The 12,892-nt window shown below is 38.5% G+C and carries 14 protein-coding genes and 1 tRNA gene; 11 read left to right on the top strand and 4 right to left on the bottom strand.

The window, feature by feature from the left end; all coding sequences use genetic code 11:
- Positions 1 to 36 precede the first annotated feature (36 nt).
- Positions 37 to 1,266 (top strand): ATP-dependent Clp protease ATP-binding subunit ClpX, encoded by a 1,230-nt coding sequence (clpX, locus tag ACN0TV_RS00240; protein WP_417358942.1) that lies wholly within the window; start codon positions 37 to 39, stop codon positions 1,264 to 1,266.
- A 168-nt stretch (positions 1,267 to 1,434) separates the two neighbouring features.
- On the opposite strand, the gene ACN0TV_RS00235 is transcribed toward clpX, so the two are convergent.
- Positions 1,435 to 1,833: an ankyrin repeat domain-containing protein gene (locus tag ACN0TV_RS00235; protein ID WP_417358940.1), complete on the bottom strand. Its 399-nt coding sequence runs from the start codon at positions 1,831 to 1,833 to the stop codon at positions 1,435 to 1,437.
- Between the two features lie 251 nt (positions 1,834 to 2,084).
- On the opposite strand from ACN0TV_RS00235, the gene gpmI reads away from it, so the two are divergent.
- The 4 genes from gpmI to ACN0TV_RS00215 all read left to right on the top strand — a co-directional run bounded on the left by gpmI (position 2,085) and on the right by ACN0TV_RS00215 (position 5,283).
- Complete coding sequence (gene gpmI, locus ACN0TV_RS00230; protein WP_417358938.1) at positions 2,085 to 3,605, top strand: 2,3-bisphosphoglycerate-independent phosphoglycerate mutase; 1,521 nt, start codon at positions 2,085 to 2,087, stop codon at positions 3,603 to 3,605.
- 98 nt (positions 3,606 to 3,703) lie between these two features.
- Entirely contained in the window at positions 3,704 to 4,291 is a 588-nt protein-coding gene (locus ACN0TV_RS00225) for a thioredoxin family protein (RefSeq protein WP_417358936.1), read from the top strand.
- 168 nt (positions 4,292 to 4,459) lie between these two features.
- Complete coding sequence (locus ACN0TV_RS00220; RefSeq protein WP_417358934.1) at positions 4,460 to 4,732, top strand: Sec-independent protein translocase subunit TatA/TatB; 273 nt, start codon at positions 4,460 to 4,462, stop codon at positions 4,730 to 4,732.
- Entirely contained in the window at positions 4,732 to 5,283 is a 552-nt protein-coding gene (locus tag ACN0TV_RS00215) for a phosphatase PAP2 family protein (protein WP_417358933.1), read from the top strand. The genes ACN0TV_RS00220 and ACN0TV_RS00215 overlap by 1 nt, the downstream gene beginning before the upstream one ends.
- Before the next feature lie 10 nt (positions 5,284 to 5,293).
- On the opposite strand, the gene ACN0TV_RS00210 is transcribed toward ACN0TV_RS00215, so the two are convergent.
- Together ACN0TV_RS00210 and ACN0TV_RS00205 are read right to left on the bottom strand one after the other, a co-directional pair.
- Positions 5,294 to 5,935, bottom strand: a complete 642-nt coding sequence (locus ACN0TV_RS00210) for an O-methyltransferase (RefSeq protein WP_417358931.1) — start codon at positions 5,933 to 5,935, stop codon at positions 5,294 to 5,296.
- 77 nt (positions 5,936 to 6,012) lie between these two features.
- The gene (locus ACN0TV_RS00205; RefSeq protein ID WP_417358929.1) at positions 6,013 to 6,303 is read right to left on the bottom strand and encodes a GNAT family N-acetyltransferase; all 291 of its coding nucleotides are present in this window, start codon (positions 6,301 to 6,303) and stop codon (positions 6,013 to 6,015) included.
- Positions 6,304 to 6,428: 125 nt separating this feature from the next.
- Between ACN0TV_RS00205 and ACN0TV_RS00200 the strand changes: the two genes are divergently transcribed.
- Positions 6,429 to 6,501: transfer RNA gene (locus ACN0TV_RS00200), tRNA-Gly, on the top strand.
- 60 nt (positions 6,502 to 6,561) lie between these two features.
- The gene (gene rluF / locus ACN0TV_RS00195) at positions 6,562 to 7,293 is read left to right on the top strand and encodes a 23S rRNA pseudouridine(2604) synthase RluF (RefSeq protein WP_417358926.1); all 732 of its coding nucleotides are present in this window, start codon (positions 6,562 to 6,564) and stop codon (positions 7,291 to 7,293) included.
- A gap of 8 nt (positions 7,294 to 7,301) precedes the next feature.
- Here rluF and pepE read toward each other — a convergent pair whose 3' ends face one another.
- Positions 7,302 to 8,003 (bottom strand): dipeptidase PepE, encoded by a 702-nt coding sequence (pepE, locus tag ACN0TV_RS00190; RefSeq protein ID WP_417358925.1) that lies wholly within the window; start codon positions 8,001 to 8,003, stop codon positions 7,302 to 7,304.
- A gap of 110 nt (positions 8,004 to 8,113) precedes the next feature.
- On the opposite strand from pepE, the gene ACN0TV_RS00185 reads away from it, so the two are divergent.
- From ACN0TV_RS00185 to map, 4 genes are all read left to right on the top strand, one after another.
- On the top strand, positions 8,114 to 8,866 hold the full coding sequence (locus tag ACN0TV_RS00185; protein ID WP_417358923.1) for a hypothetical protein: 753 nt from the start codon (positions 8,114 to 8,116) through the stop codon (positions 8,864 to 8,866).
- A 118-nt stretch (positions 8,867 to 8,984) separates the two neighbouring features.
- Positions 8,985 to 9,536, top strand: coding sequence for a DUF6702 family protein (locus ACN0TV_RS00180; RefSeq protein ID WP_417358921.1), 552 nt, complete (start codon positions 8,985 to 8,987; stop codon positions 9,534 to 9,536).
- A gap of 56 nt (positions 9,537 to 9,592) precedes the next feature.
- Positions 9,593 to 11,890 (top strand): M1 family metallopeptidase, encoded by a 2,298-nt coding sequence (locus ACN0TV_RS00175; protein WP_417359934.1) that lies wholly within the window; start codon positions 9,593 to 9,595, stop codon positions 11,888 to 11,890.
- Positions 11,891 to 12,073: 183 nt separating this feature from the next.
- On the top strand, positions 12,074 to 12,889 hold the full coding sequence (gene map / locus ACN0TV_RS00170; RefSeq protein ID WP_417358919.1) for a type I methionyl aminopeptidase: 816 nt from the start codon (positions 12,074 to 12,076) through the stop codon (positions 12,887 to 12,889).
- Positions 12,890 to 12,892: the final 3 nt, after the last annotated feature.

The raw sequence follows: 12,892 nt of genomic DNA, 5'->3' as shown, positions 1-12,892 counted from the left end.
AAAGTGCAGTCATTGCGCTTTCACAAAAAAGGAAAAATGGCGAAAGAAGATTTAGAATGCTCCTTCTGTGGACGAAAGAAACCAGAAACCAACTTGCTTATTGCAGGACTGGATGCTCATATTTGTGATCGATGTATCGAACAAGCTCACGGTATTGTACTAGAAGAATTACAACAATCAAAGAGCCAAGAATTATCTGCGGAACTGGTCTTGAAAAAACCAGCGGAGATCAAAGCTTATTTGGATGAGTATGTCATTGGTCAGGACGTCACTAAAAAAGTAATGTCTGTGGCTGTTTACAATCACTATAAGCGATTGTTACAACCCACATCAAAAGATGATATCGAAATACAAAAAAGTAACATCATCATGGTTGGGCAAACCGGTACAGGTAAAACCCTAATTGCTAAAACAATTGCTAAGATGCTCAATGTACCACTTGCTATTGTTGATGCTACGGTATTAACCGAAGCTGGTTATGTCGGCGAAGATGTAGAGAGCATATTAACACGCTTGCTACAAGCAGCGGATTACAATTTAGAAAAGGCTGAGCGCGGTATTGTCTTTATTGATGAAATTGATAAGATTGCACGTAAAAGCGATAATCCTTCTATAACTAGAGACGTCTCCGGAGAAGGGGTTCAACAGGCCTTGCTGAAATTACTTGAAGGGACCACGGTAAACGTACCACCAAAAGGTGGGAGAAAACATCCCGATCAGAAATTTATCGAGGTGAATACCGAGAATATACTGTTTGTAGCAGGAGGTGCTTTTGACGGTATTAATAGACATATTTCCAAGAGACTCAACATGCAGGCTGTTGGATATAACATCGATAAAAAGGAATTGATTGACCGTGAGAACCTCTTACAGTACATCATCCCTAAGGATTTAAAGGAATTTGGCTTGATCCCCGAAATCATTGGACGATTACCAGTTCTTACCTATATGGATCCTTTGGATGCTAAGACATTGCGCTCCATTTTGACAGAACCAAAGAATGCCATCATTAAACAATACACCAAATTGTTTGAAATGGATGATATCAAGTTTGAGATTAAGGATGCGGCTTTGAACTATATCGTTGAAAAGGCTGTTGAATATGGACTAGGTGCTAGAGGATTGCGTTCACTCTGTGAAACGGTACTTACCGATGCCATGTTTGATTTACCAAGTAGTAAGGAAACTGAGCTCATCGTTGACAGACAATATGTTGAAGAAAAGCTTACTAAAGCTACTGTCAATAAACTTAAGGCTGTTTCTTAATAAGAATAGCTTCATTTTAATAAAAACACAAACAGCAGGGAGATTAAACTTCCTGCTGTTTGTGTTTTAAGGTGTTAAAAGGAATCTCCTATAAAGATCAAAATCCCGCATTACTGCAGGATTTTGACGATCGCTAAATCAAATAATTTTAATACAACGTAGTCCTCTTTAAGAATGCAAGGCTTGCTCGATAATCTGAGCTGCTTCGGTCGCATTGGCATGTTGCGCATACTCCAGGGCAGTAAACTTTTTACCAGTGCATTTAACCTTGAGATTAGCATCATACTTAATTAATAACTTTAAGATTTCTACTTTGTTGTAACGGGCAGCATACATAGCTGGTGTTCTTCCAAGAGATTTTTCATTAACATCTGCGCCTAAAGCGAGTAAACTTTGTACGGTTTCCAAATCACCTTGGACTATAGCCTTACAAAAAGGAGACAGTTCATTTGTTTTTTGGACATGCATTGATTGGATGCATTCAAGATTTTTTTCGTTTTTTGATGAATTTGCGAATGAACTCCCTACTGTAAGTACAAGGATCATAATTAAAAATGCTTTTTTCATAAGTTTATTATTTAGTGGTTTACTATTAAAGGACGCCGGGCGACAAGAATTGTTTCAGTTTAAATCAGCTTTAACGTATCTTTAACACAGCAAAGGCCAACAATAACCCATTCTAACTCAAATTGTTACAAGGAGTTTAATTTTTGTGGTATTTTGTATGATTCAGCACTGCCGTGCACAAAGCTTTATATACTTTTTTTTTAAAAAGTTATTATAGTAGTATCTTTGAGGTATCATAATTTTTAAGAACGATGAATAAAAAAGTAATATTGATGATTTTGGATGGTTGGGGAAAATCTCCTGATCCAAAAATATCAGCGATAGAGAATGCAAATACTCCATTTATAGATTCATTATACACCAAATACCCCAGCGCCGACCTGCTAACAGACGGAATGAATGTTGGACTACCTGAAGGCCAAATGGGAAATAGTGAGGTAGGACATATGAATTTGGGAGCCGGTAGGATCGTATACCAGGACTTGGCTAAAATTAATATGGCGGTGAAAAATAAGACCTTGGCTCAAGAAAAGGAGCTAAAGGATGCCTTTACCTATGCAAAAGAGAATAATAAGAAAGTTCATTTGTTAGGACTCGTTAGTGACGGTGGGGTTCACTCTCATATCAACCACCTCAAAGGTCTTATGACGGCTGCCCATAATTTTGGATTAAAAGAACAGGTGTTTATCCACGCATTTACCGATGGTCGTGATGTGGATCCACACAGTGGTAAAGACTTTATTGATGACTTACTAAAACACTGCGCTCAAACGCATTCTCGTCTTGCATCCGTAATCGGACGCTATTACGCCATGGATAGGGATCAACGTTGGGAACGTGTTAAACTGGCTTACGATCTAATTGTTAATGGCGATGGCGCTCCGCATAAGAATGCACTAGAGGCTATTCAAGAAAGCTACAATCAAGGAGTAACCGACGAGTTTATCAAACCTATTGTACTTCAGGGAGCGGATAGTCACTCACTCGCTAAGGTTGAAAAAGACGATGTTGTCATCTTCTTTAATTTTAGAACCGATAGAGGTCGTCAACTTACTCAGGCACTTTCACAACGAGATTTCCACGAACAAAACATGCACAAATTACCGTTGTACTTTGTAACCTTGACCAACTATGATGAGTCTTTCGAAAATGTTCATGTAGTTTACAAAAAAGACAATATTACCGCGACCCTGGGTGAGACCTTATCAAAGGCTGGAAAACACCAGATCAGAATAGCAGAAACCGAAAAATACCCTCACGTCACCTTCTTCTTTAACGGTGGTAGAGAGGAGCCTTTTGAAAATGAGAGCCGGATTCTTTGTCCTTCTCCAAAGGTAGCGACTTATGATCTACAGCCTGAAATGAGCGCTTATGATATCAGAGATAAAATCATTCCTGAATTGAAGAAAGGAGCTGTAGACTTCGTTTGTTTAAACTTTGCTAACCCGGACATGGTAGGTCATACTGGTGTTATGGAGGCTGCAATCAAAGCTTGCGAAACAGTGGATAGCTGCGCTAAAGATGTGATCACTACAGCTACCGAGAATGGTTATACAACCATTGTCATTGCGGATCACGGCAACTGTGATACCATGATAAATCCTGATGGAACTCCAAACACAGCACATACCACAAACCCGGTACCGCTTATATTAGTGGACCAGGAATTAAAGAACATCAAAAACGGCGTGTTAGGAGATATCGCTCCAACCATTCTACATTTAATGGGCGTAGAACAGCCTGAAGAAATGACAAGACATTCCTTGGTATAATTTCCTTTGAGTACTAAAATAAACAACTTCGCTTTTAAGTCAATCGTTATCCTGATGGCTGATTTAAAAGTGAAGTTAAATGATTAAATTAAACAACTATGAAGCTATTAAAGGGCCAGATAACTCCCCTAAGAACAACAATATTAATCATAGCACTTGGATTTGGTCTTATGGCATGCCAAAGCGGGGCTTCAAAATCTAATAAGCTCGATTATACCAAACAAGCATCAGTAGATCAAGATAAAGACTCTATCTTGGTCGGAAAGCACAGCAGAAAACAGCTTGAACAGGCACCTTATAATCAATGGTTTGATGCTAACTACAAAGAATATCAAGCAAACGCAGAAGTAGTAGCAGAATTAGAACCATTACTAGATGGGATTACTGTCAAAATTTTTATGGGTACTTGGTGTAGTGATAGCCAACACAATGTACCGGCGTTTTTCAAAATCATGGATCAGGCAGGTTATGAATACAACGATTTTGAACTGTATTCGATGACGGAACAAAAAGTAACTCCTGAAAATTTCGAAGAAGGACTTGACGTTATAAATGTTCCTACTATTATTATCTACAAAGATGACAAAGAGGTAAACAGACTCGTAGAATACCCTATTAACAGTATTGAAAAAGACCTTCTGGATATTCTTCAGGGCAAGGATTATAAAAACCCCTATGCGCTTTAATTGCATTAGATTTTAAACTTAATAATATTACTCTGAGTTTAGATATCCACAAGAATTTGTAAAATTTGATACGTTAAAACGTATTATTAAGACTTAAGTATTTCAAATTTACATCTAAACTTCATTATATTTGTGCTGGTGGATTCACCAGGCTAAATAACAAGGTATATGTTTTTATTTATTAGTGGAGTTGAGATTGTCTTCATACTCTTTATAGTCGTTATGATATTTGGTTCAGATAAACTCCCTGGAATTGCAAGAGAATTAGGCAAAGGTATGCGTCAATTAAAAAACGCTACTAATGAAGTCAAATCCGAGATTCAAAAGAGTGCAGAAAAAAACGGGTTAGACTCAGATTTCACAAAAGGAATAGGAGATGAAGTAACCAAAGTTAAAGATGACTTGGAAAATTTTACAGGTTCGGTTAAACGTAAGCTCTGATGCTTGAAAAACTACACGAACTCGATCGCGAGTTCTTGTTATATATCAACAATTTTGGCCTTGTTAATCACGATGGGTTTTGGCTTTTTGTCACCAATCCGATTAGTTGGCTACCCCTGTATTTAGCCATTTTAATTGTGCTGTGGTTTCGTTTCACCCCTTCTAAATTCTATTCCATATTTCTTCAAATACTTCTTGTACTGTTCGCCTGTGGATTCGTAACTTATTTGGTAAAAATCTCAGTAGGACGACTACGACCGGAACATATCGAAAGTTTTAAAGATCAGTTGCGGGTTTTGAGTCACCCGGTCTCCTATAGTTTCTTTTCCGGCCATACTGCAATTTCTTTTGCTGTGACTACTTTTGTGGTTCTGGTACTTGGTGAGAAAACCAAATGGTCCTATCTTTTTTTCGTCTGGCCAATACTGTTTTCTTACAGTAGAATGTACCTCGGGGTACATTACCCGTCAGACATCATCGCAGGAGCGCTTGTAGGTGTCTCCATCGCATTGCTAGTCTATAAATTTGTATACATAGGGAAAAAAGAGTAGCTAAAAGGATCTAACGTTTTCTGCTCAGCGTTAAACCATCTCGAATAGGAAGCAAGATTGTTTCCACCCTAGGATCCTCTTTTAGTTTCCTGTTGAATTCCAACAATACTGGCGTGCTTTTGTCTTTTGGATCCACCGGTTCGACAACCTTACCGCTCCAAAGCACATTATCGGAGAGAATGATTCCCTTTGGCGCTACCTTATCGATAACCAAATCAAAATAGGTTGGGTAATTTTCTTTATCGGCATCTATAAAAACCAAATCAAAGCTCATATCCAGTGTTGGGATAATATCAATAGCACTACCCACATGCTGAAAGATCTGTGATCCATAATCACTTTTATCAAAAAAGCTTCTCTGAAAATCGTAGAGTTCTTCGTTAATATCAATGGTGTGTAATGCTCCTCCTTCAACAAGACCTTCAGCCATACAAAGCGCTGAATATCCGGTATAGGTCCCGATCTCAAGAATATTTTTTGGTTGAAGTATTTTTGACAAAAGACTCAAGAGTCGTCCTTGAAAGTGACCGCTTAACATTCGTGGTCGCAGCACTTGCAGATGCGTTTCCCTAGAAAGTTGTTGAAGTAATTCAGGTTCATCTTCGCTGTGATTTTCCACGTAGGACTCTATGGCTTGAGATATAAAATGCATGTTTGACTTTTTTTCAAATTTACATATTCTTGGCACTTTTAGTTACACCTAATGCCAGTATTTCAGCGATGCGCGAATTAGGGAAGCAACACATCCCTATACTCCTGATGCCTGTCAAATTGTGCCTTGGCAAAAGGACATAGTGGAAGCACTTTTTTTTCAGCCTCTCTAGCGTAATTGACAGCCGCTAAGAAGAGATTAAACCCAACCTTCTTCCCCTTCAAAGATTCGTCCACCTCAGTATGATCAATAATTATTTTATGTGGCCCTGCAATAGAATAAGTCATCTCTGCCAAAGTTTTACCATCGTCTTCAACGTAAAATCGCCCTTTACTAACAGATTCTTCGTGTTCAATTAATATATCCATAATGTGTGTAGTATCTTGATTAAAGGTACTCTAATTTCTACAATTTTACTAATCCAAAAATTAGCGTAAAAAATATTTGGAAAGACTTTAAGACTTTCTGTATATTTGCCCAGCGTAACGTATACGCGGGAGTAGCTCAGTTGGTAGAGCGTCAGCCTTCCAAGCTGAATGTCGCGAGTTCGACCCTCGTCTCCCGCTCTTTGAAGCCCAACCTTTGTTGGGCTTTTTTTTTGAATATGTTGTATCTTGTACATTACAATGGAAAAAGAACTTACCAGAATAAATAAATACTTAAGTGAAGCAGGGTATTGCTCACGAAGAGCGGCTGATAAACTCATTCAACAAAAGCGAATCACGGTTAATGGTCAACTTCCAGAAATGGGAACCAAAGTGAGTAGTGAGGATGAAATCCGCGTAGACGGAAAGCTTATTAACGCACCACAGGAAGATTTTGTATATATGGCTTTCAACAAGCCGATCGGTATTGTATGCACCACAGACACCAAGGTTGAAAAAGACAACATCATAGATTACATCAATTATCCTAAACGTATTTTCCCTATCGGGCGATTGGATAAACCCAGTGAAGGATTGATATTCCTTACCAATGATGGTGATATCGTCAATAAGATTCTAAGGGCGAAAAATGGTCACGAGAAGGAGTACATCGTCGGGGTAAATAAACCCCTGACGGATGAATTTTTAAATCGTATGCGTAATGGTATTCCAATACTGGATACATTAACAAAAAAGTGCAAGGTTGAAAAAATTGACAGTCATACTTTTAAAATCATTCTAACCCAAGGACTCAACAGGCAAATTCGAAGAATGTGTGAATATCTGGATTACAGGGTTACTTCCTTAAAACGAATCCGAATCATGAATGTAAACTTAGACGTTCCGGTAGGAGAATGGCGTTATTTAACAGAACAGGAGCTCGAGGTCATTAACTCCTTATCCGCAGGGTCAAAAAAAACACATTCGAAATAACTACCAGCTCAAAACTTAATCAAACTTTCCGGGTCAATTTCATAGGCATCTTTACCTTGTTCGAATATCCTGGCTGACAAGCTTCCTTTTAATGTAATTTGATCCCCTTGAACTGCTAGCCAGCTCCCCTCTCTAAGTCCGACAACTGGAATGGTGTTGTAGGTATGGAACTCTTGGATGCGGGTCTCTCTAGTTTCCCCCATATGTTTTGAGCCTTCGATGGGATCTAAGTAATGCGGATTGATATTAAAGGGGATTGTACCCAAAGTTTTAAAACTTGGAGGATATATAATTGGCATATCATTGGTGGTTTGCATAGTCACCCCTGTAATGTTGGATCCTGCACTGGTTCCAAAATAATGCATCCCTTCAAAAATACGCTCTCTTAGCACCGGAAGCGTCTTGAAATTATAGAGCTGTGAGACCAGTAAAAATGTATTTCCACCACCTGTAAACACCGCTTTTGCTTCTTTTAATGCACCTATCTGATCATCAAAACGGTGTAAGCCTACCACCTTTTTACCTATACGCTCAAAAGCTTTTTTGGCGTTTGCTGTATAAGCCTCATGTGAAATTCCTCCTGGTCGTGCATAAGGAATAAATACAATCTCGTCTATCCCTTTATAGAACTCTTCTAAATCACTTAATAAATAATCGAGATATGCACCTTGGTACAACGTAGAAGTACTTGCAATTAACATTTTTTTCATAATGCTCAACGTTTATTTTTTTGTAAATTTATAATATATATCACAAAGCAACTATTGAACTACTACTGTAGTTCGGTGTGTTTTGAGACTAAAATCTTGATTATAACTCCATGGAAAAATATCTCATTTTAATATGCATCGCCTTATTTGGAACACAAATATCGAAGGCTCAGTCAGATAACGCTCAACTCATCCGGGGTGTGGTATTGTATAAAAACACTCCTGTGCCTGCTGAAAATGTTATTAACATCAATACTGAAGATGCTACCACAACCAATGAAAAGGGCGAATTCCTAATTCTAGTCAGCGAAGGTGATAAAGTTGCCTTCACCGCACTTAATTTTGAATTAAAAACCGTGACAATTACCGATGAGATTATTGAAAACAAAAGGCTGGTAGTTGAAGTCGATGAAAAAATTACTGAACTAGACGAGGTAATCATTACTCCTGAAGACAGAGAAGCTTGGATACAGAATAAAAATGCACAGTTCAAAGAATACGTATTTGAAAAAGACCACTCTACCCCAATACAAGGGAATATGGCCATCCCGGTGAGCCAAAGAGGGATGGTAAACGGAATAAATTTCGTCAATATTTTCAAAGCACTATTTAAATCAAATTCTGACAAAGATCAGGGTACCCCAATTTTACCAAGCCAAGTACTGCGTCAAGTGTATAATGATGAGTTTTTTGTGATCGATCTAAAAATTCCTCAGGACAAGATTAATGCTTTTTTATACTATGTGGACGACAAGCTGCCGTCCCAGCAGCTCATGAAAAGAGATCACGAATTTGAACTAATTGACTTTCTGGTTGAACAAAGCAGAAACTTTATTGCTGTTCAGAGGACAGAAAATCCATAACAGTTTTCGTTTCCCTTGGCTTGTAATTGAATTTTAAGAGTTTGTGCAACTAAAATTTGTAAAGCAATATGTACATTTGCTTTTCTAAGGACTTCGGTGTAATTTAATATTGAATCAATTGACTTTAACGTTCACTTCTAATAGTACCTTAAATTGGTTTTGTAAACACAAATACCTTCTATTGGTATTCCTTATTCCATTGCTGAGCTTTACGGCATATCACAAATTTTACCTTAGTGTAACTGATGTGAATTACCGAGAAAAGGATCAGGCGATTCAAATGATTTCCAGGTATTTTGTAGACGATATGGAAAAGCTGCTCGTAGAGCGGTATGGGATAGAACCAAGGCTTATGTCCGATGAAGAGCTCGAAGATGTCGACTCCTATATAGAACACTACCTCAGGGATAAATTCATTATATTTATCGATCAGAAAAGAGTGGAGTGGAATTTCATTGGCAAGCAATACGATGTTGATGTAATGAAAATCTATTTAGAAGTTCCACGTATAGCTAAGGATACATTCCATAGTATTGGGGTGAAGAGCACTGTACTTTACGGGGTTTATCCCGAACAGAAAAATGTTATACATATCAAGGTGGACGAACTAAAGAAAAGTTATGTACTAATCAAAGAAAGTGACAAAGCCGTATTAGAATTAGAAGATTAACCGCCCAAAATCTAGTTTATATTTATATTTACAACCTAATTTATTTACAATTCATGATGCAAAAAATTAAACTTTTACTAACAAGCTTAGGGCTACTGGTTTTTGGACTTGCAATTGCGCAGGAAGAGAACAGTGGCAGCCATCAAGGCCATGAAAACAACAACAAGTTCAGACAAATGTATCAGGAGTTTTCTACTCCTAATTTATTTAGAACTGGTTCTGGTGCACCCGGTTCTGCGTACTACCAACAACAGGCAGATTATAAGATGGATATCACACTAAATGATGATACCAAAGAAATTAGCGGTGAACAAACCATCACTTACACCAACAATGCACCTGAATCCCTAGATTACCTTTGGCTGCAGTTAGATCAAAACATAAGAACCAAAGATTCTAAAGCACTGATCAAAGACGGTGAAGGAATGCCTCCGGCCGAGGAAACCGGTAGTTTTGTAAGTAAGCATTACTTACCTGCCTTTGACGGTGGATTTAATATCACACATGTAAAAGACGAAAAAGGAAGAAACCTTCCCTACACCATCAATCAGACAATGATGCGCGTAGAAATGGACGAGCCTTTAAAATCAGGAGAGCAATTTGTTCTTCAAATCAAATGGTGGTATAAGGTGAACAATCATATAACTGACCGCGCGAGAAGCGGATATGAAGAATTTCCTGATGGAAACAGAAATTATGTCATCGCTCAATTTTACCCACGAATGGCAGTTTATAACAATGCGGAAGGTTGGCAAAATCATCAATTCTGGGGTGATGGAGAATTTGCACTTCCATTTGGAAACTTCGAGGTAAATATCACAGTACCTTCAGATCACATCATGGAAGCTACAGGTACGCTAGAGAATCCAGAAGAGGTATTGACAGAGGAGCAGCTTCAAGAATATGAAAGATCTAAATTTTCGTATAAAAGCCCTGTATTTATCGTTACAGAGGAACAAGCAATTGAAAATGAGAAAGGATATTCAACTGATACCGCAACTTGGACCTATAAGGCTGAGAATGTTCGCGACTTCGCGTTTACCACTTCTAGAAAGTATATTTGGGAACGTCAGGCAGTAAAAATGGAAGATGGAAGCACCGTTATGGCTGTATCTATGTATCCTAAAGAAGGGAACCCACTTTGGGAAGAATACTCAACTAGAGCAGTGATTCAAACCCTTAAAACCTATTCAAAACACACCTTCTCCTACCCTTATCCTAAGGCAGTTTCTGTTCATGCTAAAAATCAGGGAATGGAATATCCTATGATTTGCTGGAACTACGGAAGACCTGAAGAAGATGGGAGCTATAGCGATCGCACCAAATTTGGTATGATTAGTGTCATTATTCACGAGGTTGGACATAACTTCTTCCCTATGATTGTGAATTCAGATGAGCGTCAGTGGGGATGGATGGACGAAGGAATAAATACCTTCTGCCAATATTTAACTGAGCAAGAGTTTGCAAAGAACAACCCGGCCGCAGTCCCTGGTGGGGTATATCCTTCGCGACGAGGAGAACCTAGCAAGATTGTCAGCTATATGAAAGGTGACCAAAGCCATATCGCTCCTATAATGTCTAATCCTGAAAATGTCTATCAATTGGGTGCTAACGCTTATGGCAAACCTGCCACTGCACTTAACATTCTTAGAGAGACCGTCATGGGGCATGAACTTTTTGATTATGCATTTAAAACCTATGCACAACGTTGGATGTTTAAACATCCAACCCCTGAAGATTTCTTCCGTACCATGGAAGATGCTTCTGCGGTTGACTTGGATTGGTTCTGGAGAGCTTGGTTCTACACCACTGCTAATGTGGATATAGGAATAGCTAGAGTTAAAAAATTTCATGTCTCATCAAAACCTAACCAACGTGTTAAAGAAATTTTAGAGCAAAGAGGTATGACCGAAGCTGATCTACCTGAACTAGTTTATCTAGTTGCTGAGGAAAGTGACGAATATACAAATGAGGTCGTTAAAAGAACTGAAAAAGAAAATTTTAAAACACTGAACGACTATTTGATGGATAATTTCACCCCTGCAGAGCGGGCAAAATTAAAATCACCTAAATATTTTTATGAGATCACATTCTCAAAACCTGGCGGAATTCCAATGCCTATCCTTGTGGAGTATACCTATGCTGACGGAAGCAAAGAAATGATTACTTACCCTGTGGAGGTTTGGAGAAAAAATGACAAAGAGTCAAAAAGAGTCATTGCAAGCGAAAAAGAAATCACTCGTGTTGAGATCGATCCAAAAGCGCAAACTGCGGATGTAGATACCTCCAACAATATATGGCCTAAGGAACAAACTGATTCTGATTTTGATAACTTCAAGAAAAAAGTACAATAATTGAATTTAAACCTCAAAAATGCGAGTCTGTGGTTTATCCCGGACTCGTTTTTTGTTGATGACTATTTTGAGATTTACACGCCGCTTCTATAGAACTTCCGAAAACAAAAAAATAATAACTATTTTTGCACCTTAGCGGCATTGCTAACCTAGTGCCTTATTAGATTTTTAAAATAACAATATATGATTGAGCTAAAAACGCTTGAAGAGATCGAATTGATGAGAGAGAGTGCGCTTATAGTTTCCAAAACTTTGGGAATGTTAGCCACAGAGCTAAAGCCAGGTGTTACTACACAATATTTAGATAAAATCGCAGAAGACTATATTAGATCTCAGGGTGCTGAACCAGGGTTCTTAGGATTATACGGCTGCCCTTCTACACTACTTACCTCTACCAATGAGGCAGTTGTTCACGGACTTCCTACAGACAAACCTCTTAAGGAAGGTGATGTGGTTTCTATCGACTGTGGAGCGCTAAAAAATGGTTATTATGGCGATCATGCGTTCACCTTTGAAATCGGCGAAGTTGACCCCAAGACTAAAAAATTACTTCAAGTCACAAAAGACTCCTTATACATTGGAATTCGAGAATTCAAAATGGGTAACCGTGTAGGGGATGTTGGATATGCAATCCAAAAATATTGTGAAGATCAAGGCTACGGCGTAGTTCGTGAATTGGTCGGTCACGGACTTGGAAAAAAGATGCACGAAGATCCTGAGATGCCTAATTACGGCAAAAGAGGACGTGGTAAAAAATTCCAAAATGGTATGGTCGTGGCTATCGAACCCATGATCAACATGGGAACGCACCGCATCAAACAACTAAGCGATGGCTGGACCATTGTTACTGCGGATGGCAAACCAAGTGCTCACTTTGAACACGATGTGGCTCTTATAGAGGGCAAACCGGAAATTTTATCCACCTTTGATTATATCTATGATGCTTTAGGTATTAAAAGTAACGAGGAGGAAGAATTTAAAAATCATGTACCAAACTAAATT

Source organism: Galbibacter sp. (assembly GCF_048266365.1).
Lineage (GTDB): Bacteria > Bacteroidota > Bacteroidia > Flavobacteriales > Flavobacteriaceae > Galbibacter.
Note: the sequence above shows the minus strand (reverse complement) of the source record. Positions and strands in the feature narration are given on the sequence as shown.

Excerpts from the sequence above, each read along its gene's own strand:
- clpX (WP_417358942.1), top strand. The coding sequence starts at position 37 with ATGGCGAAAGAAGATTTAGAATGCTCCTTCTGTGGACGAAAGAAACCA.
- ACN0TV_RS00235 (WP_417358940.1), bottom strand. The coding sequence starts at position 1,833 with ATGAAAAAAGCATTTTTAATTATGATCCTTGTACTTACAGTAGGGAGT.
- gpmI (WP_417358938.1), top strand. The coding sequence starts at position 2,085 with ATGAATAAAAAAGTAATATTGATGATTTTGGATGGTTGGGGAAAATCT.
- ACN0TV_RS00225 (WP_417358936.1), top strand. The coding sequence starts at position 3,704 with ATGAAGCTATTAAAGGGCCAGATAACTCCCCTAAGAACAACAATATTA.
- ACN0TV_RS00220 (WP_417358934.1), top strand. The coding sequence starts at position 4,460 with ATGTTTTTATTTATTAGTGGAGTTGAGATTGTCTTCATACTCTTTATA.
- ACN0TV_RS00215 (WP_417358933.1), top strand. The coding sequence starts at position 4,732 with ATGCTTGAAAAACTACACGAACTCGATCGCGAGTTCTTGTTATATATC.
- ACN0TV_RS00210 (WP_417358931.1), bottom strand. The coding sequence starts at position 5,935 with ATGCATTTTATATCTCAAGCCATAGAGTCCTACGTGGAAAATCACAGC.
- ACN0TV_RS00205 (WP_417358929.1), bottom strand. The coding sequence starts at position 6,303 with ATGGATATATTAATTGAACACGAAGAATCTGTTAGTAAAGGGCGATTT.
- rluF (WP_417358926.1), top strand. The coding sequence starts at position 6,562 with ATGGAAAAAGAACTTACCAGAATAAATAAATACTTAAGTGAAGCAGGG.
- pepE (WP_417358925.1), bottom strand. The coding sequence starts at position 8,003 with ATGAAAAAAATGTTAATTGCAAGTACTTCTACGTTGTACCAAGGTGCA.
- ACN0TV_RS00185 (WP_417358923.1), top strand. The coding sequence starts at position 8,114 with ATGGAAAAATATCTCATTTTAATATGCATCGCCTTATTTGGAACACAA.
- ACN0TV_RS00175 (WP_417359934.1), top strand. The coding sequence starts at position 9,593 with ATGCAAAAAATTAAACTTTTACTAACAAGCTTAGGGCTACTGGTTTTT.
- map (WP_417358919.1), top strand. The coding sequence starts at position 12,074 with ATGATTGAGCTAAAAACGCTTGAAGAGATCGAATTGATGAGAGAGAGT.